The sequence below is a fragment of the Sphingomonas sp. genome, from assembly GCF_032114135.1.
Classification (GTDB): Bacteria; Pseudomonadota; Alphaproteobacteria; order Sphingomonadales; family Sphingomonadaceae; genus Sphingomonas.
The window spans coordinates 46163-63013 of the sequence record NZ_DAMCTA010000008.1 but is presented as its reverse complement, the minus strand read 5'-3'; the positions used below and the strand labels follow the sequence as shown (position 1 = coordinate 63013).

16 protein-coding genes and 3 pseudogenes are annotated in these 16851 nt (G+C 64.9%); 9 read left to right on the top strand and 10 right to left on the bottom strand.

Annotation, left to right across the window (positions count from 1 at the left end):
- Positions 1–1377 precede the first annotated feature (1377 nt).
- Positions 1378–1592 (top strand): annotated as a pseudogene (locus RT655_RS20020) (hypothetical protein); the annotation flags it as partial.
- 554 nt (positions 1593–2146) lie between these two features.
- Here RT655_RS20020 and RT655_RS19635 read toward each other — a convergent pair.
- Positions 2147–2245, bottom strand: a pseudogene (locus RT655_RS19635) (recombinase family protein); the annotation flags it as partial.
- A gap of 307 nt (positions 2246–2552) precedes the next feature.
- Between RT655_RS19635 and RT655_RS19630 the strand changes: the two are divergent.
- From RT655_RS19630 to RT655_RS19615, 4 genes are all read left to right on the top strand, one after another.
- On the top strand, positions 2553–2798 hold the full coding sequence (locus RT655_RS19630; RefSeq protein ID WP_313540413.1) for an AbrB/MazE/SpoVT family DNA-binding domain-containing protein: 246 nt from the start codon (positions 2553–2555) through the stop codon (positions 2796–2798).
- Positions 2795–3181: a type II toxin-antitoxin system VapC family toxin gene (locus RT655_RS19625; protein ID WP_313540410.1), complete on the top strand. Its 387-nt coding sequence runs from the start codon at positions 2795–2797 to the stop codon at positions 3179–3181. Before RT655_RS19630 ends, RT655_RS19625 begins: the two co-directional genes overlap by 4 nt.
- A 534-nt stretch (positions 3182–3715) precedes the next feature.
- The gene (locus tag RT655_RS19620) at positions 3716–3961 is read left to right on the top strand and encodes a hypothetical protein (protein ID WP_294251274.1); all 246 of its coding nucleotides are present in this window, start codon (positions 3716–3718) and stop codon (positions 3959–3961) included.
- Positions 3962–4077: 116 nt separating this feature from the next.
- On the top strand, positions 4078–5373 hold the full coding sequence (locus RT655_RS19615) for a cation:proton antiporter (RefSeq protein ID WP_313540403.1): 1296 nt from the start codon (positions 4078–4080) through the stop codon (positions 5371–5373).
- Between the two features lie 22 nt (positions 5374–5395).
- Here RT655_RS19615 and RT655_RS19610 read toward each other — a convergent pair whose 3' ends face one another.
- The gene (locus RT655_RS19610) at positions 5396–5674 is read right to left on the bottom strand and encodes a hypothetical protein (protein ID WP_313540400.1); all 279 of its coding nucleotides are present in this window, start codon (positions 5672–5674) and stop codon (positions 5396–5398) included.
- Positions 5675–5728: 54 nt separating this feature from the next.
- Entirely contained in the window at positions 5729–5917 is a 189-nt protein-coding gene (locus tag RT655_RS19605) for a hypothetical protein (RefSeq protein ID WP_313540397.1), read from the bottom strand.
- Positions 5918–6269: 352 nt separating this feature from the next.
- Here RT655_RS19605 and RT655_RS19600 point away from each other — a divergent pair.
- Positions 6270–7023: pseudogene (locus RT655_RS19600) on the top strand (IS5 family transposase).
- A gap of 9 nt (positions 7024–7032) precedes the next feature.
- Here the strand turns inward: RT655_RS19600 and RT655_RS19595 are convergent.
- The 6 genes from RT655_RS19595 to RT655_RS19570 all read right to left on the bottom strand — a co-directional run bounded on the left by RT655_RS19595 (position 7033) and on the right by RT655_RS19570 (position 11187).
- Entirely contained in the window at positions 7033–7560 is a 528-nt protein-coding gene (locus RT655_RS19595) for a hypothetical protein (protein WP_313540395.1), read from the bottom strand.
- A gap of 1 nt (position 7561) precedes the next feature.
- On the bottom strand, positions 7562–8449 hold the full coding sequence (locus tag RT655_RS19590) for a transglutaminase family protein (RefSeq protein ID WP_313540392.1): 888 nt from the start codon (positions 8447–8449) through the stop codon (positions 7562–7564).
- A 9-nt stretch (positions 8450–8458) separates the two neighbouring features.
- Positions 8459–8740 carry a hypothetical protein gene (locus tag RT655_RS19585; RefSeq protein WP_313540389.1) on the bottom strand — a complete coding sequence of 94 codons (282 nt, stop codon included), beginning with the start codon at positions 8738–8740 and terminating at the stop codon, positions 8459–8461.
- 66 nt (positions 8741–8806) lie between these two features.
- Positions 8807–8974, bottom strand: a complete 168-nt coding sequence (locus tag RT655_RS19580; protein WP_313540386.1) for a hypothetical protein — start codon at positions 8972–8974, stop codon at positions 8807–8809.
- 146 nt (positions 8975–9120) lie between these two features.
- The gene (locus RT655_RS19575; RefSeq protein WP_313540383.1) at positions 9121–10263 is read right to left on the bottom strand and encodes a PHB depolymerase family esterase; all 1143 of its coding nucleotides are present in this window, start codon (positions 10261–10263) and stop codon (positions 9121–9123) included.
- 531 nt (positions 10264–10794) lie between these two features.
- The gene (locus RT655_RS19570; RefSeq protein ID WP_313540418.1) at positions 10795–11187 is read right to left on the bottom strand and encodes a response regulator; all 393 of its coding nucleotides are present in this window, start codon (positions 11185–11187) and stop codon (positions 10795–10797) included.
- 86 nt (positions 11188–11273) lie between these two features.
- Here RT655_RS19570 and RT655_RS19565 point away from each other — a divergent pair, with 86 nt between their 5' ends.
- Complete coding sequence (locus RT655_RS19565) at positions 11274–13871, top strand: GAF domain-containing protein (protein WP_313540380.1); 2598 nt, start codon at positions 11274–11276, stop codon at positions 13869–13871.
- A 150-nt stretch (positions 13872–14021) separates the two neighbouring features.
- Entirely contained in the window at positions 14022–15194 is a 1173-nt protein-coding gene (locus RT655_RS19560; protein WP_313540377.1) for a zinc-dependent alcohol dehydrogenase, read from the top strand.
- 73 nt (positions 15195–15267) lie between these two features.
- Here the strand turns inward: RT655_RS19560 and RT655_RS19555 are convergent, their stop codons facing one another.
- Complete coding sequence (locus RT655_RS19555; RefSeq protein WP_313540375.1) at positions 15268–15990, bottom strand: Crp/Fnr family transcriptional regulator; 723 nt, start codon at positions 15988–15990, stop codon at positions 15268–15270.
- Between the two features lie 175 nt (positions 15991–16165).
- Between RT655_RS19555 and RT655_RS19550 the strand changes: the two genes are divergently transcribed.
- Positions 16166–16453, top strand: coding sequence for a hypothetical protein (locus RT655_RS19550; protein ID WP_313540372.1), 288 nt, complete (start codon positions 16166–16168; stop codon positions 16451–16453).
- Positions 16454–16851 lie beyond the last annotated feature (398 nt).

Sequence of the window (16851 nt, the reverse complement as noted above, 5' to 3'; positions counted from 1 at the left end):
CCATGACTACCCCGGACTCCAGTTATGACTGGAGGAGTTTTGGGGAGCACGTCAGAGGCTATCACGTCCGTACGGTATCGCCCAAGGGCGACCGGATCGCCGCTACTTGCCGGCTGATCCGTAAAGGTGCGTGGGGCTTCAGTGTAGAGCTTTATCCCACGGGGCATGTAACCGTAAAAACGGGCACTTATCCTGTTCTAAAATTATCAAATCAGTGGGCATATCCGCTCCGTTCTCGGAGTGACGGCAGCTTCTTTTGGACGGCACCCGACCCGGCAGCGTTTGCGCTCTTTCTACATAGGGCGAGTAGCATGGGGTGGGGCGATAGGTTTGTGTCTCGTGAGCTTAACGTCGATTTTCAGAGCCACGGGTCCGACGATGCCGGAACCCTCGCCGCCTTTGCGCACCTCTGCCGCTTGCCCGGAATTTCGCCCAACGCTTACTAGGCCGACACACATATCGAAACGTCTGCTCACCACCCATTTTCAGGCCCTCGACGCCGCAGCTCGCCGGCAAGCCGCCATCCCGCTCCAGGTGGAAAAGCTGCCGGTTTGCTCGCGCCTTCGCTGTCAGCCAAGCGGGTCGAGTTGCGTGAGATAGTCGGCGCCTGCTCTATTAGAAGGCGACTGCGCCGCCGATGAGAGAGTCACATGTCGAGCAAACCATGGTTTCACGATTCTCGCGCAGGCACTCTGCCCATGCCCGTCTCCTTCGAAGGGTGGGCATCGCTGGCAGTGTTCGTAGGGCTTTTGCTGGCGACCATGCTTTCGCACTCCGCACTAATGTGGCCGGCTCGGGTTATGCTCGGGCTAGTCTATTTCGCGCTTAGCCTCCTCAAATCGGATCGGGGCGGCTGACGGCCGTAGAACGGGCTTACGCCCCTTGCGACAGAATACCTCCCAATGCCGCGTTTCCCATGAACCATCGCCTCCGGGACGGCAGCTATCGTCCACATCTTATCGAGAGCCGCCGGTCCGTTTCCGACGCCACTTCCAGCCGGTGCAATCGGCGGGCTTTCCGCAAGCGGGCGTCAGCCTGGGACGCGAGTGGATGTGCGACAAACAGGTCATTTCCGCCAGCCCTCAAACGCCGATCCTGGGCGTCTGTTATTCCCGGTCCGCGACTGCTCAGTCTCTTTTGGGTGGTTGCAGGCGATTGAAGCACCGGTTGTAGCCTGGTGCTCGAAGGGCATACCCAAAACGCACCCGCTACCAGCGACCATCTTGAGTATCCGTGGCGCCGGGCAGGGCAGGGAAGGGCGTTCAGGCAAAAGCGACAAGTTTCGTCACGTGGAAGCTGTTATGCACCGGAGGAGTTTCCTTGCCGTTTCGAGCGCGCTTGCCTAGTTTAAGCCTACCCTGCCAATCTGCTTCCAAGATGCCCTATGACGCTGCAGATCAACAGGGCGCATGGCCAGCTGACGTTCGCAAGCGCTTGGGACTCACAGGCGGCGGAGCGGTGTATCTGGACGAAACCGAAGATGGTGTCGTGTTACGGACAGCCAATCAGGCCGTAGCTCGAGCCCAAGCCTGGCTAAACAGTACACCGGCGACAACCCCGGGGCGTCGGTGGATGCATTCCTAGCGCGACGAGGCGGGCCACGGCTCGCTCGACGCATTCCGCGATCAAGTAGAGCTGTACAATCAGCTGCTGACCGACCGAGCCTTCCGGAGCTTGCACCGCAAGGCGCTTGCCCACTGAGGAAGGCTAGCCGCGAAGCGTGGGCATAGGCGTCCACCTCTTTAGCGCCGCCGGCCAACGTTTCACGGCGCCAGCTGGATGATCGAATGGCGGATTCGGGATTGCACCGAACCGATCTGAACGGCCGAGAATAGGGCGCCTCGCTGTCTGACAGCTGCCGAACGTACGAATGACCGGTTCCGGCGCAATGCGACCTTCCTGCAGCTGCATCGGAACGGCGTGAGTTGGTCGGAAACGGCCGAAAGGTAGCAGGGCAGGGGAGCTAAGCCGTTCGTCGTCACGACGGTACAAGACTGGGCAAGGACGCGATACCCGATAGCACGGACGCGGTCGTCGTCGAAGTTGTAGCCATCTGCTGAAGCAGCGAACGAACGGCAGGGGAGGGGAGCCTTGCCTGCGTGATCCGCGCTCTGCAGCATATGATCAACTCTTTCGGAGTATGAAAGTGCCGCGGGTCGACACCGTCCAGGGTGAGCGCGTCACGCTGCAGAGCCACCGACTGGCGATCATTCGCAGACGGCATACGCATGTATCCAATGAGCATGGACGACAAACCCCCGAAGCCAGCTTTCCGTACACTGAATCAAAGCGACAGGGTTTGTCGATCACGTTCCGAGACAAGGTTGTCGCGGAAACAAGGTTGTCGCTCAGGGTGCCGAAAATCATGTGTTTTCCGACAAGCGCTGCCATCGGAGGATGCAAGTCGCCGAACAGGGAGGGGCAAGGAATCCAGGCAAGGCCAGTAGGGCGTGGCACCGAGAATCCAATGTGCCTCGATATGCGTTCCTTGCCACTGTTGCCGAGCTCGCCTATCTGAGGTGAAATTTGGCAATCTGCTTTGAAGGCGCGCTATGACACTTCAGATCAATATAACCGCAACTGGCCGCATGAGCCTGCCAGCTGACGTTCGCAAGCGCTTGGGGCTAACAGGCGGCGGAGCGGTGTATCTGGACGAAACCGAAGATGGCGTTGTGTTGCGGACAGCCAACCAAGCTGTGGCTCGAGCACAGGCCTTGGCCAAGCGATACACCGGTGACAATCCGGAGGCGTCGGTAGAAGCATTCCTAGCGCGACGCCGGGAGGAGAGCGGGGAGTGAGCATCGTACTCGACGCAAGTGCCATAATCGCCATGCTTCGAGGTGAGCGTGGCGCTGCCAAGGTCGCAGCCGCCATTGCCGAGGCCCGGGTCAGCAGCGTGAACTACGCTGAAGTTGTCACTCACTTCATCCATGCCGGCATGCCGGAGCGAGAGATTGACGACATGCTAGATCCGCTCCCGATGACCATCGTTCCTGCGGACAAGGCGCTCGCACAAATCGCCGGCAGGCTGCGTGGGCCGACAGCAGAAGCAGGCTTGAGCTTGGGTGATCGGTTCTGTCTTGCACTGGCGAGGCGGGATGGCCTGCCAGCTTGGACGAGCGACCAGAACTGGAAGAAGATCGCGGACGCTGTTGAAGTCAAGGTCGTAGCCATCCGCTGACGCATTGAACGGTAGGGCAGGGGAGGGGCCTCTTGCCTGCGTGAGGCCAAGGGCTGCGATAGGCAGCGCAACCGAGGCAGATGCATCCCACTTCAGCCATGCAGCAGGCGGATGGTTCGCGATCGGCTCTGCGGGACTGAAATTGGGACAAAACGGTCGTTCCGGAGAGATATCTTGAACGGCAGCTCCAGTCAGGAGCCGACCATCGCCCTCCTGCAGCATGAAGCCGCGCCCATCCTTCAATAACCAACCGTCGTCCACGTTCCACGCCCATAGCGATATGCTATCGGGCTCGATGGCCAGCCCGAAATGGTTGGCATGCAAATCACGCTTTGCATGCTTCGCTGGATGTGCCGGTTCCGTACCTGATCGTCAGCCAGCTTGAGCCTGACGCCGCAGCACGACAGCCGATAGATGCAATCGCATCTATTCATAGCGCTTCGGCGTCCCCATATTCAGTCTATCGCAGCACCCGCCACGAGCGTCGCTGCGACTGAGAGATGCTACGTACTCCCGCTCGGCGAGGACACATGCATGACCAACGACCAGAAAAAGACACGCCTGCTCGACGAAGCTGCCCCGCGCCCCTGCGCGCCAGCCGGATCGGATGCGGATGCGCTTGAGGCCGCGCTTGCGGACATGACCAGGGCGTTCTCCAGCGACTTCGTCGCCGGTCGGGTGGGGGAGCGCCATAACACCTATCAGCATCGCACCCGCGTGCTGCGCCAGTTGAGCGGTCAGTTGGCCACGCTGCGCGAACGGGAAGCGGCGGGGCACTGAGGGGAAGAAAGCCTGAGCGTGGAGATGCGCTCCGCCGAACAACGATCAGACATGGCGGTGCCAGCGTCTTTCGCACGCGCCGGCACCCGATCCGCTCGGCGACCGGTTAAGCAACGATGGACCATGCCAGCTTGCTCCCCTCCACCTATATCCTTGTCCTGACCGGGACGGGCCTGTTGGTGGCGCTGGTGGCGTGGCTGCCGCTCGCACTCCGCAAATTGCCGCTATCGCTGCCGATCGTGTGCATGGGCATCGGCGCAACGATCTTCCTTCTGCCCCAGGTAACGCTGCGGCCGCTGCCCATGCGGTATCCGGACATCACGGAGCGATTTTCAGAACTGATCGTCATCATCGCGCTGATGGGCGCCGGTCTCAAGATCGACCGGGTATTCGGGTGGGCACGCTGGGCGGTCACCTGGCGACTGCTGGCGATTACCATGCCGCTCAGCATCCTTGCGATCGCGGGCATTGCCGGTTGGGCCGTGGGGCTGCCGTTGGCGACGGCGCTGCTGCTGGGGGCGAGCCTCGCGCCCACCGATCCGGTGCTCGCCTCGGACGTCCAGGTCGGCCCGCCAAAAACCGGGGAAGAGGATGAGGTCCGCTTCGGCCTAACCTCGGAAGCCGGTCTCAACGACGGAGCCGCCTTTCCGTTCGTCCATCTGGCCATCCTGCTCGCGGCCAGCGCCGTGTCGGGCGCGCCGTGGCTCGGCGCGTGGCTGGGCTATCGGGTGGTGTGGGAAATCGGCGGCGGCATCCTCGGCGGATGGCTGGTTGGTCTCGCCTTTGGCTGGCTCACATTCCACGTCCGCGCCGACTCCAAGCTCGCCAAGACGGGCGACGGCCTGATCGCGCTTTCGGCGACGTTCGTATCCTACGGCCTGACCGAGATCGCCCATGTCTACGGCTTCCTGGCGGTGTTCGTGACCGCGCTGACCTTCCGCCATACGCACCGCGAGCACGCATTCCACCACGAGATGCACACGATCATCGAACAGCTCGAGCGGCTGGTGATGATGGCGCTGCTGATCCTGTTCGGTGGCGCGCTCGTCAGCGGCCTGCTGGCGCATGTCGGATGGGTCGACATTGGCATTGCGGCGACGATCCTGCTGGTCGTGCGGCCGTTGGCGGGGTGGACCGGGCTGCTCGGCTACCGCGCCGATCGCAGCGAGAAGCTGACGCTGGCCTTTTTCGGCATACGCGGCGTGGGGACGATCTATTACCTGGCCTATGGGATGAACCACATGGCGGTGGCGCAGGCCGAACGGCTATGGGGCATAATCGGGCTGGTGGTACTCTTCTCGATCCTGCTGCACGGGCTGACGGTGACGCCGATCATGCGTTCGCTCGATCGCCAGCAGGGGCGAGATCCGGACGCCGGGGACCTATCGGCGGCGAACGAAAGCGGCGCGTGACGGAAGCGCGCGCCGCCCGGCATCACCCCAGCGCGTGCAGCACCGGTCGATCGGCAAAACCGCGATCCGGATTCTCGCTCAAGCCGCGCTCCTCCGTGGTGCGTTCGAGACTCGCTTCGATCCGGTGCAGGCGGGTGGCGATCTCGCGCGCCTCGCGCTTTTCGGCCGCGAGCGCTTCCTTTTTCCAGGCTGCCGCTGCGATGAACGCTACGTCACGGACATTGGGCAACGGGGCATCGATCGCGAGCTGACGCTGGCGGGCTTCCTGCGCGCGGCAGGTAAAGGCGGTCGGCTGCATCATGGTGACTCCTCGGTGTTCGCGATGGGGACATTGGCGCAGCATCTGATCGTCCGATCAGATGGGACGTGCGGGCCGCCGGACGCGCGTCACCGCACCGTCGAGCAGGCGCCCCTGAAACAGCTGGCGGATTCGCTCGGCATCCTCTGCGCGGGCAAAGACGACATGGGTGCCGCGTGGTGACATCGGCTCGATCGCGCTGATCCGCACCTGCTGCTGTGCGCAGGTCGCAAGTACCTGTTGCATGGCCGCGTCGATGTTGACGACGCGCGACATTCAGGCGGACTTCGGTCTGGGTGGGCCTGCGGGATCGTGCCGCGGCGTGAAAATCGACAGGATCTGCCTGCGACGCGCGCTGCCATAAGTAAAGGGAACAACGTTGGGGGACCGCGGAACCAGGGAGAAAGAAGACATGGGGCTGCTCCTTCGAAGAGCGGGAGCAGGATTCTCTCTCAGCCGCGGCCTTGCTCAGGCAAGGCTGGCCGCGATAAGATCAATATGGGGATCCACCACGTATTTACTAGGGCTGGGACCCATAAACGGGATTCCCGCGGCGTGAGAAATGTGATTCACCCTCCTCGTTGATGTGGAGGGTGATTTGCCGGGAGAGTTCTGGCTGAGCGACGAGCAGTGGGAGCGGCTGCGGCCGCTGTTGCCCAACAAGCCGCGAGGTGTACCGCGGGTCGATGACCGCCGGGTGATCAGCGGCATCGTCCATGTGCTGCAGGCGGGCTGCCGTTGGAAGGACGCATCGAGCGCCTATGGTCCGTACAAGACGCTGTCCAACCGGCATAAGCGTTGGTCGGAAAAGGGCGTCTGGCAGACGGTTTTTGAAGCGTTGGCTGCTGCCGGTGGACCACCGGCTGAGGTCCTGATCGACAGCACGCATGTGAAAGCCCATCGGTCGGCAGCTGGCGGAAAAGGGGGGCGCATGCCCAGGCGATCGGCATCAGCCGCGGCGGACGCAACACCAAGATCCACGCCATCGCCGACGCCCAAGGCAAGCCGCTCGCCTTCCACCTGACGCCGGGTCAGGCCGCAGACTGTCGAGCGGCCGAAGCGTTGCTGGGCAGCCTGCCGGTCCAGTGCATCGTCCATGCGGACCGCGCCTATGACACCAACCGCATCCGCGACCTGATTGAACAACAGGGTGCCGTTCCCAACATCCCGCCAAGGCCAATCGACGCTCGAGAAGCTGCTCCAGCCGCAGCCTCTACAGGGGACGCAACGCCATTGAGCGCATGTTCTGCCGCCTCAAGGACTGCCGACGCCTCGCCACGCGCTATGACCGTACAGCCGCCGTCTTCCTCGGCAGCATCCATCTCGCCGCCAGCGTCATGTGGTTTTTGTGAGTCCCAGCCCTAGGGACGCTGCACGAGATCGTCGGCGAGCCTTCGATAGAAATGGCCTACGCACTGCAGGTCCGCCGGTAGAATGAGGAGCATCGTGCCAGTTTCGGGCCCCGGTGCCGTCCCAGACCGGCCGAGGCCGGTCCAGCACGCCGCCGCCATCGCGTGGCCCCGGAGGATACCGTCACAGTGGAACAGGCAGGCGCGCGTGCCGCCTAGTCCCAGCAGCCGGCCGTGATCGTCCTCGCCATGCCCCAGCGCCGCGTGCAGCGCGCGCAGCTTGTTGGCGCTGTTCCGCTGGCCGGGCGCGGCACCAAGGCCATGGGCGTTCGCGACCGCGTCGAGCAGATGATGGAGGAACCGATCCAATTCGCGCAGGCCGTTGCCGATCCATTTCGACCGGTGCCGATGGCTGATCGGCACGGCCCTCTCGGGCCGCGTCGCGGCTTGCCCCATGGGGCCGGCTACGAAGCGCGCGCCCCGGCACAACGTCCGATAGGCGCGATCGAGTTCGGCGGCGCGTCCGTTCGGATCGGGCATCTCAGAGGGCAAAAGCGTCGAAGGCACCGGCGGGCGCGCTGCTCGTCTCGACCGTCACCTCGACCTGCATGTCGAGAAAATCCTCGGGCGCGCCGAGATAGCTGCCCCGCACCGGGTGGATCCGGGCGATGTTGCCCGCGACCGCCACCGGGATCAGGCCCGCCCCGCCCATGCGGCCATGGGTGGGATCGAAGGGGATCCAGCCGGCGCAGGGCAAATATACCTCGGCCCAGGCATGGGTGGTGCCGTGCTGGTCACCCGGCAGGTCGGGCTGGAGATAGCCCGACACCGCATGCGCGCCAAAGCCAAGGTGGCGCACCGCCTCGATGAACAGCGTAGCGAAGTCGCGGCACGATCCGCTGCCTTGGTCGAGCGTCTCGTCCGGCGCCTGGGTGCCCTCTTCCTCCCGCACCCGATAGGCGAGGCTGGTCGCGATGGCGGTGTTGATCGTCTTGAGCAGCGTCAGCGTGTCGGTCGGCCCGGTACCGCGAAACTGCGCCACCCACGCGCTCACCCGGTCCGCCGCCTGCGGGTAATGGGGCAGCCGCATCCCGCCAAGATCGGCGATGTCCGCATCGGAATAGGTGAAGGGAAATTGGTGCGCGGACGGCGCGATGCTGAAAACCGGCCATGCCGCGGCGGAATGATCCACCACCATCCGGCTGTTGATCGTCAGCGTATGGGTCGCCTCCGCGAAGGTCGCCGTCGCGATCAGGTTGCCGAACACGTCCTGCGTCCAGTCGATCGCCGCCAGCGGCACGCAGCGGAGCTCGGTCGTGCGCAGCCGCAGGTCATGCTGGCCGCGCGGGCACAGCATCATCCGGTGGGGCTGCAGCCAGACCGGCCGCGCATAGCGGTAGCTGGTGCGGTGACGGATGGTCAGCAGCACGGCAGCGATTCAACGGCGCTCGGCGCGGGCGGTGATCGCCTGCTCCACCGCCTCGCAGCCGACCGGGCTGGCGACGGCAAGGTCGAGCGGCCGGCCGCCCAGCGCCTCGTCATGGCTGTTGAGAAAGGCGATCGCGGCATCGCCACCGAGGAGGTTCCAGGCGAGCAGCGCGACGCGGCTCTGGCGTTCCAGGCTTTCCGGCGCGGGGCGCGGCATCCCGAACGTGCTGCGGAACTGCTTGCGGATCGGCGCGCGCGTGGCCGTGGTTTCAGTCGTCGTAGGAGCGGACATCGAAGTTCCTCTGTCGCGGAGCGCGGGAGAAAGGGGCGCCGCCAGAGCGGCCTCGCCCCCAGACGATCACGAAGCCTGCGGGTCCAGCAGGGCCAGCGACCGACCCATTGTCTCGATCCGGTCGGCATAGGCCCGGGCGAGGCTGCGATGCGCATAGCGGGCTTCGCGCGACATCGCGGTGGTGGCGAGCGTGAGCGAAAGCGCGTGGCGCCGGCGGATATAGTCGAAGTCCATGGATCGGCTCCCGGGTCGGGTAAGCGGGAGCGCGTCGGTCTCTCAGTCGATGGCGCCTACGGAGGAAACTGCCAACGATGCACTTGATATAGGGTGGAGGGGTGCAACAACCTACCCCCCGCCGCCAATTAAGCGGCGCCCTCCGCCTAGCGCATCAGCCCGCCCGCGCGCAGCGCCGCCTCGATCACGCCCGCGATATCCCGTGTGGTCGGTGTTTGCGTGGAAGCTACTGGCACAGGCATGGGCGGCATATGCGTTGCCGGAAGGGCTGGTTCCGGCCTTGCGTGGGCCTCGCGCGCCGTGTCGTCCACCGTCTGCACCGGGGCATGCGGGTCCGCGATTCCCCAGAAGCGGCAGAGATGCGCGGTCGAGGAGATCCCGGTCTCCAGCATATAGGCGCCGCTGCTGCCGCAGCCCTCGGCGCCGGCCGTGTCGAGCGGGGTGCCATGGCCCATGCCGGTGATCTGATATTCCTCGAGCAAGATGCGGCCCTCGCCGTCCGCCCACTGGTGATGGGGATAGCCATCGACCCGGTCGCTGCGCGTCGGTGCCTCGGGGAGACCGTGCAGCGTGCGCCACTGCGCGACGATGGCGCCCGCGTTGGACGGCGCGACGGTCGCGTCGCCCGTCCCGTGCCACACCGACACGATCGGCCACGGGCCTTGGTGCGGCGACGCATCGCGAACGAGCGCGGTCAGCCCCGCCGCGTCCGGACTACCCTGCCCCCGCATCCGCTCGAACGCCTGCGGCATCGAGGTTGCAGATCCGTAGGGCAGGCCGGCAATGATCCCGCCACCGGCGAACACGTCCGGATAGGTGGCGAGCAGCACGGACGCCATCGCGCCGCCCGCCGAAAGGCCTGTTACGAAGATGCGCGCGGGATCGATGCCGTGTCGCGCCACCATCGCGGCGACCATCGAGCGGATCGACAGCGCCTCGCCGCCGCCGCGGCGGCTGTCTTCAGGCGCGAACCAGTTGAAGCAGAGATTGGGATTGTTCTGGCGCTGCTGCTCGGGGAACAGTAGCGCGAAGCCGTGGCGATCGGCCCAATCCGACCAGCCCGAGCCGCGATCATAGCCCGCCGCATTCTGAGTGCAGCCATGAAGCACCACCACCAGCGCGGGGCGGTCGGCCAGTGCGGCGGGCAGATAGCTCCAGCCGGCAAGGCCGCCGGGGTTCGGCCCGAATTCGCCGAGTGGCGCCAGCCGGCCGGGTTCCGTGGACGTGGCGGGGCCGGTGGCGGCGCGCAGGGCTGTAAGGCGGGCAAGGGTATCGGCGAGACCAGGCATCGTGGCGTCCTTTAAATAAGCTCTAGGGAGCGTCAGGGTCGCAACTATGCTGCGGCGCACAAAATATGGTGATCCGGGGTCGAAGCGCAATCTTCGAGTCTGTTCACCCAGGTTAGGCGCGGCCATCATCGTTCACTAAATGGCAAAAGAGGGCGCCCTCCTGTCTGAAAACCCGCAGAGACAGTGCAGAGCCGCACGTTGCGGTTGCGCATGTCCTTGCCGAGAGGGACTGCCAAGCGTGGGCCTGCCTGCTCGACGCTCAGTGCGGACCAGCGACGCCGAACCAAGCATCATCGTGTCCGTGCCCCACCGACCGGGGGCTGGCACTGCAGTGCCGACCGGGGTACCCGAGACCACGACCTGGGTTATGCTGCTGTTCGGCTTTGTCCCCTTGGGGACCGCACTGCGGCGGAACCGCGCACGGGTCGCCATCGCGTAGCAGAATCGGGGGAGTGACGGTACGCCGCGCTCCCCAAATCTCGTCGATGACCCAATGGCGTTCCACATTACCGTCTCAGGTGGCGACTGGCCTCAGATCGCTGCTTTCAGCGGCTCCGGCTTTTTGCCGTCCGGCAGCGTGTCGCGCAGGTGGGCATGGACCATCGCCGCAGTGAAGGGCTTGCCGATGAAAGTCGCCTTTTCCGGCATGTCCCCCGGTCCGGGCGCGACGCGGCCGCTCGCAATGACGATCTCGATCCACGGATAGTGTTCGGCAACATGGCGCGCCAGGGCGAACCCGTTCGTCCCCCCGGGCATGTCCACGTCGGAGAACAACAGGATCACGTTGTCCGCACATCCCGGCAGCATGGTCAGCGCCGCATCGCCGTGATCGGCTTCGTAGGTGCGAAAGCCCGCATCCTCCAAGATTCCCGTGACATCGAGGAGGATCATAGGATCATCATCGACCGCGATAGCATAAGGCATTGTGGAAGCTGTCATTTTGCTAGAACACACAGCATCGACAAAGGACCCCTGCCAAAAGCGGCGCGGCGCGTTAAAGAGCGATGATGGTGGCAGATCCTTCCCTTCCCGAACCGATAGCCGCCGATATCGCCACGATCGGCGCGTTCGACGTGGTGCCGACGCTGCTCGACACCGTCTGCCGCATCACCGGCATGGGATTCGCCGCGATCGCCCGCGTCACCGACGATCACTGGGTCGCCTGCAGCGTACGGGACGAGATCAACTTCGGCCTCCAGCCCGGCGATGCACTCAAGCTCGAGACGACGATCTGCCACGAGATCCGGCAGCACCGCCAATCGGTCGTGATCCCCGACGTGGACGCCGATCCCGTCTATGCCACCCACCCCACGCCCGCGCTGTACGGGCTGAAGAGCTATATCTCGGTGCCGATCGTGCTGCCCGACGGCCGCTTCTTCGGCACGCTCTGTGCGATCGATCCCAAGCCGCAGGACCTGAACCGGCCCGAGATCCTGCCGACCTTCGAGATGTTCGCCCGGCTGATCGCGCTCCAGCTCGAACAGGCCGACCAGGCATCGGCGCGCGCGCGGGCGAACGACGTCACGCGCGAAAGCGAGGCACGGCACCGCCAGATCCTCGACAGCGCGACCGACTTCGCGATCATCGCGATGGACTGCGAAGGCCGGGTGACTCGCTGGAACGCCGGCGCCGAGAACATCCTGGGCTGGCGCGAGGCGGACATGCTGGGTGCTACCATCGAGCGATTCTTCACGCCCGAGGACTGCGCGATCGGGCGCCCGGCGCACGAAATCGCCCGCGCGCTCGAAGTCGGCCATGGCAATGACGAGCGCTGGCACCTGCGCGCCGACGGCAGCCGTTTCTGGGCGCAGGGCGAGATGACGCCGCTCCGCGACGCGGACGACACGGTGATCGGCTTCGTCAAGGTGCTGCGCGATCGCACCGAGGAGCGCCTGCGCGAGCAGCGGCTGGACCTGCTCGCACGCGCCTCGGCCGGGCTGCTGTCCTCCGACGATCCCGACCAGGTGCTGCAGGAAATCCTGTCGAGCGGCGCGGAAAGCCTTGGCTACGACCGGAGCTACAGCTATCTGCTCAACAACGATTGCTCGCGGATGCGGCTGCTCCAGTCCACCGGCGTGGAGGAGGAGACCCGGGCATGGCTGGCGGACGTCTGCCCGGTCGACGTGCCGCTATGCGGACTGGTCGCCGAGCAGCGCGCGCCGCTGATCCTCGAGCATGTCCAGCAATCGACCGATCCGCGTACCGAGATCAGCCGGCGCAACGGCACGCGAGCCTATGCGGGCTTTCCGGTGCAATCGGACACCACGCTCTACGGCGTGATCTCGTTCGTCTCTACCAGCCGTGACCGGTTCGAGAGCGAGGCGATCTCGTTCTTCGAAAGCTTCGCCCGGTTCCTCTCGATCGGCCGCGAGCGGCTCGACCGGGAAGCGGCGCTGAGCGATCTCGCCATGACTCTCGAGCACCGGATCGAGGCGCGGACGCGCGAGCTGATGGCGTCCGAAGAAGCGCTGCGGCATTCGCAGCGCATGGATGCGGTGGGCCAGCTCACCGGCGGGGTCGCGCACGATTTCAACAATCTGTTGACGGTGATCCGGGGCTCGGTCGACCTGCTGCGCCGCCCGGACCTGCCGCCCGAACGGCGCGCGCGCTATGTCGAGGCGATCGGGGACACCGCCGACCGCGCGGCCAAGCTGACCGGCCAACTGCTCGCCTTCGCGCGGCGGCAGACGCTCAACCCCGCGGCGTTCGAAGTCGGCGAGCGGCTGCGCACGGTCGCGGACATGCTCAACTCGGTCACGGGCAAGCGGGTCGCGATCGCCCTCGACCTCCCCGACATCCCCTGCATCGTGCGCGCCGACGTCAGCCAGTTCGAGACCGCGCTGGTCAACATGGCGGTCAATGCGCGCGATGCGATGGCGGGGGATGGGCAGCTCACCATCCGGCTCGCCTGCTCGGTACCGAAGCCCGTCATTCGCGGTCACGCCGCGTCGGACAGTCACTTCGCCGCCATTTCGCTGATCGACACGGGCGCGGGGATCGAGCCAGGCATCCTGGAGCGCGTGTTCGAGCCCTTCTTCACCACCAAGGCGGTCGGCAAGGGCACCGGCCTCGGCCTGAGCCAGGTGTTCGGCTTCGCCAAGCAATCCGGCGGCGACGTCGCTGTCGAGAGCGTGCCCGGCCAAGGCACCACCTTTACCCTGTACCTCCCGCAGGCGGAGCCTGGCGCGGAACCCGAGGTGGCGCCGCGCACGAAGGAAGCCGCCGTCCGCGAGGCCGGTCTGTCGATCCTGATCGTAGAGGACAATGAGGAAGTGGGCAGCTTCGCCCGCGAGGCGCTGGATGACCTCGGGTATCGCACGCTGCTCGTGTGCAGCGCAGAGGATGCGCTGCATCGCCTGGGGCCGGACGGCGCCGGTTTCGATGTCGTTTTCTCCGACGTGGTGATGCCGGGCATGGGTGGTCTGGAGCTGGGCAAGCGCCTTCGCGAAACCCACCCAACGCTCCCCGTCATTCTGGCGAGCGGCTACAGCCACATCCTCGCGGAAGAAGGTGCCCATGGTTTTCACCTGCTGCAGAAACCCTATTCGACACAGCAGCTCGCACGCGCCATTGATGACCGCTTCGCCAACATGAACAGGGGCGAATGAGTCCCGTTCTTCGGATCGTCGTTTCGCAAATGCAAGCAGATGTCCGCTAAACGAACGTTAGTCGATAATCCTCCTGTCGATCGCATTATGTGCGGGTCTTTCGCATCGCCGAACCGTTGGCCAGACCGAGTAGTTCTAAAGGACATGGCTATGCGCGCATTATGCTGGCACGGAAAAGGCGACATTCGCGTCGACACCGTCAAGGATCCCGAGATTCAACATCCGCGGGACGCGATCATCAAGATAACGGCCTGCGCGATCTGCGGCTCCGACCTTCATCTGCTCGACGGCTACCAGCCGACGATGGAAGCGGGCGACATCCTCGGCCATGAGAACATGGGTGTCGTGGTCGCATTGGGCGCCGAGGTCACCAACCTCAACATCGGCGACCGGGTGGTGGTGCCGTTCACGATCAGCTGCGGCGACTGCTTCTTCTGCCGCAAGGGCCTGTTCTCGGCCTGCGAGCGGACCAACCCCAACGCCGAGATGGCGATCAAGGCGATGGGCCATTCGCCCGCCGGCCTGTTCGGCTTCATCCATATGCTGGGCGGCTATTGCGGCGGACAGGCGGAATATCTCCGGGTGCCCATGGCTGATTTCGGCCCGATCAAGGTGCCCGACAGCGTCACCGACGAGCAAGCGCTGTTCCTCTCCGACATTTTCCCTACCGGCTACATGGCCGCCGAGAATGCCCAGATCGAACCCGGCGACACGGTCGCGATCTGGGGCTGCGGACCCGTCGGGCAGTTCGCGATCCGCTCGGCGCTGATGCTGGGTACCGGCCGCGTGATCGCGATCGACGAAGTCCCCGAGCGCCTGGCGATGGCCGAGGCCGGCGGTGCCGAGACCATCGACTTCAGCAAGGTCGAGGACGTCTATGACGAGCTGCAGTTCCGCACCAAGGGACGCGGCCCGGACAGCTGCATCGATGCCGTCGGCTGCGAAGCCTCGGGCCACGGCGCGGTCGATTCGGTCGTCGACAAGGTCAAGGCGGCGACCTTCCTCGCGACCGACCGGGTGCACGTGTTGCGCGAGGCGATCATGAGCTGCCGGATGGGCGGCACGGTCTCGATCCCCGGCGTCTATGTCGGCATGGGCGACAAGATCCCGATCGGCGCGATGATGAACAAGGGCCTGACGATCAAGACCGGCCAGACGCATGTCCAGGCCTATACGAAGCCGCTGCTCGCGCGGATCGAGGCGGGCGATATCGACCCGAGCTTCGTGGTGACGCACCCCGCCAGCCTCGAAGAGGCGCCGGAAATGTACAAGAAGTTCCGCGACAAGCAGGACGGCGTCATCAAGGTGGTCCTGCGCCCCTGAGAACCGGCCGACCTCCGGCACGAGGGATCCGGGCGGCGCGCAAGCCCGCCCGGAGGCCGATCCCCGGCCCAGCCTAGGCGGCGTTGCGCAGGCGCCGGTGGAGATAGTTCTCGTCGAAGCCCGCGATCTGGATCAGCTTCGCCGGGTCGGTGATGACGAGGCTACCGCGCTGGAGCAACATCGTGCCCGACAGCCGCAGCTCCTTGAGGACCCGGTTGAGGTGCACGGGGGTCATGCCCAGCGAGTCCGCCAGCATCAGTTGCGACAGCGGCAAGGCGAACTGCGCGTCCGAGGTCAGCCCTATGTTCCTGGCCCGGAGATAGAGTTCGCACATCAGATGCGCCACGCGTTCGATGCTGGACCGCCGGCCCATGCTAGTGATCCACGCGCGCATCGTGCCCTCATCCACCAGCTGCGCCAGATAGATCGCCTTCGCCACGGCGCGGTGGTTGTCGAGGATCATGTCCATTTGCGGCCGATCGATCGTGGAGACCACGGACGGCGTTATTGTCTGGATGCCGTGGTCCATCTCGGCCAGCAGCCCGACGTGCAGGTCGCAGGAATCGCCAGGCATCAGATATGCCAGCACCTGGCGCGTGCCGCTGGGCAGGATCTTGTAGCGGCAGGCCCAGCCCTCCAGCATCACGAAGACAGGGCCCGGCCGATCGCCTTCGCGAATGAGATCCGTTCGCGCCGCAACCTTGCGTGCCCGCGATGTGGCGGCCGCCAGCGCATCGACGTCCGACTGGCTGAGCGACCCGAAGCCTGACAGCTTGTCGATGAAGCGGTTCGTCATCCTGCATAGTCCCACGTCCCCATCGCCATGGATATTGCTCAAAGTTATAGTCCAAAGTTGATCTTAGTGATGGCAATCCACGGCAGGTGGCGTATGCCTGTCTGATCGTCGGCCCCAACCTTCAGGCTCCGGCGGCTGAGAGACGCGACGCTCTCGCCTGCGCAGGAGCGACGCCATGGCCGGAAACACCAACGACAATGAGAATCTTTGTGCGGATCGACGCGCTGATCCCCCGGACGCCCACGGCCAGGCGGCGATGCTCCTTGTCGAAAGCCTCCTCCACGGACTGGTCGCGCGGTCCGTGATCAGCCTGGCCGATGCAGTCGAAATCGTCGAAACCGCGACCGACGTGAAGGAAGAGATCGCCTTCGAACGCGGCGAGGATGCGAAGACGCGGCAAACGTCGATCATGTTGCTCGACATGATCCGTGCCAGCTTGAGCAATGATCTTCCCCGCGCCTAGCCCTGGCGCGATCCCGTAATTGCCGACATCCATCGCGAAATGGCAAAATCGATATTCCGAACGCATCCGGCAGAGCGTCGACGCCGTCCCATCGGTACACTGGGCCCTGAACAATTCGGGCCGCAGCCGCATGCTTCATTTGGGCGGTGTCTTGCCGGGCGAGAGGGGTTCGGCATAGATAACGCGGCGCGCCCGCGAAAGCATCCTTGTGTCGTGGCGTTCGTTCATTGAGTCCTTCCGGCCGGCCGACCTGACAACATCGAAGCCGGTCGCAGCCCTCCGACCTTCCGAAGGCACGTTTTCCCCAAATGCACTCAGGCGTACCCGCGCGAAGCGCAACCCCGGCCGATGCCAGTGCCGAACAGCCATATATCGACGTACAGGATATCACCCGGAAG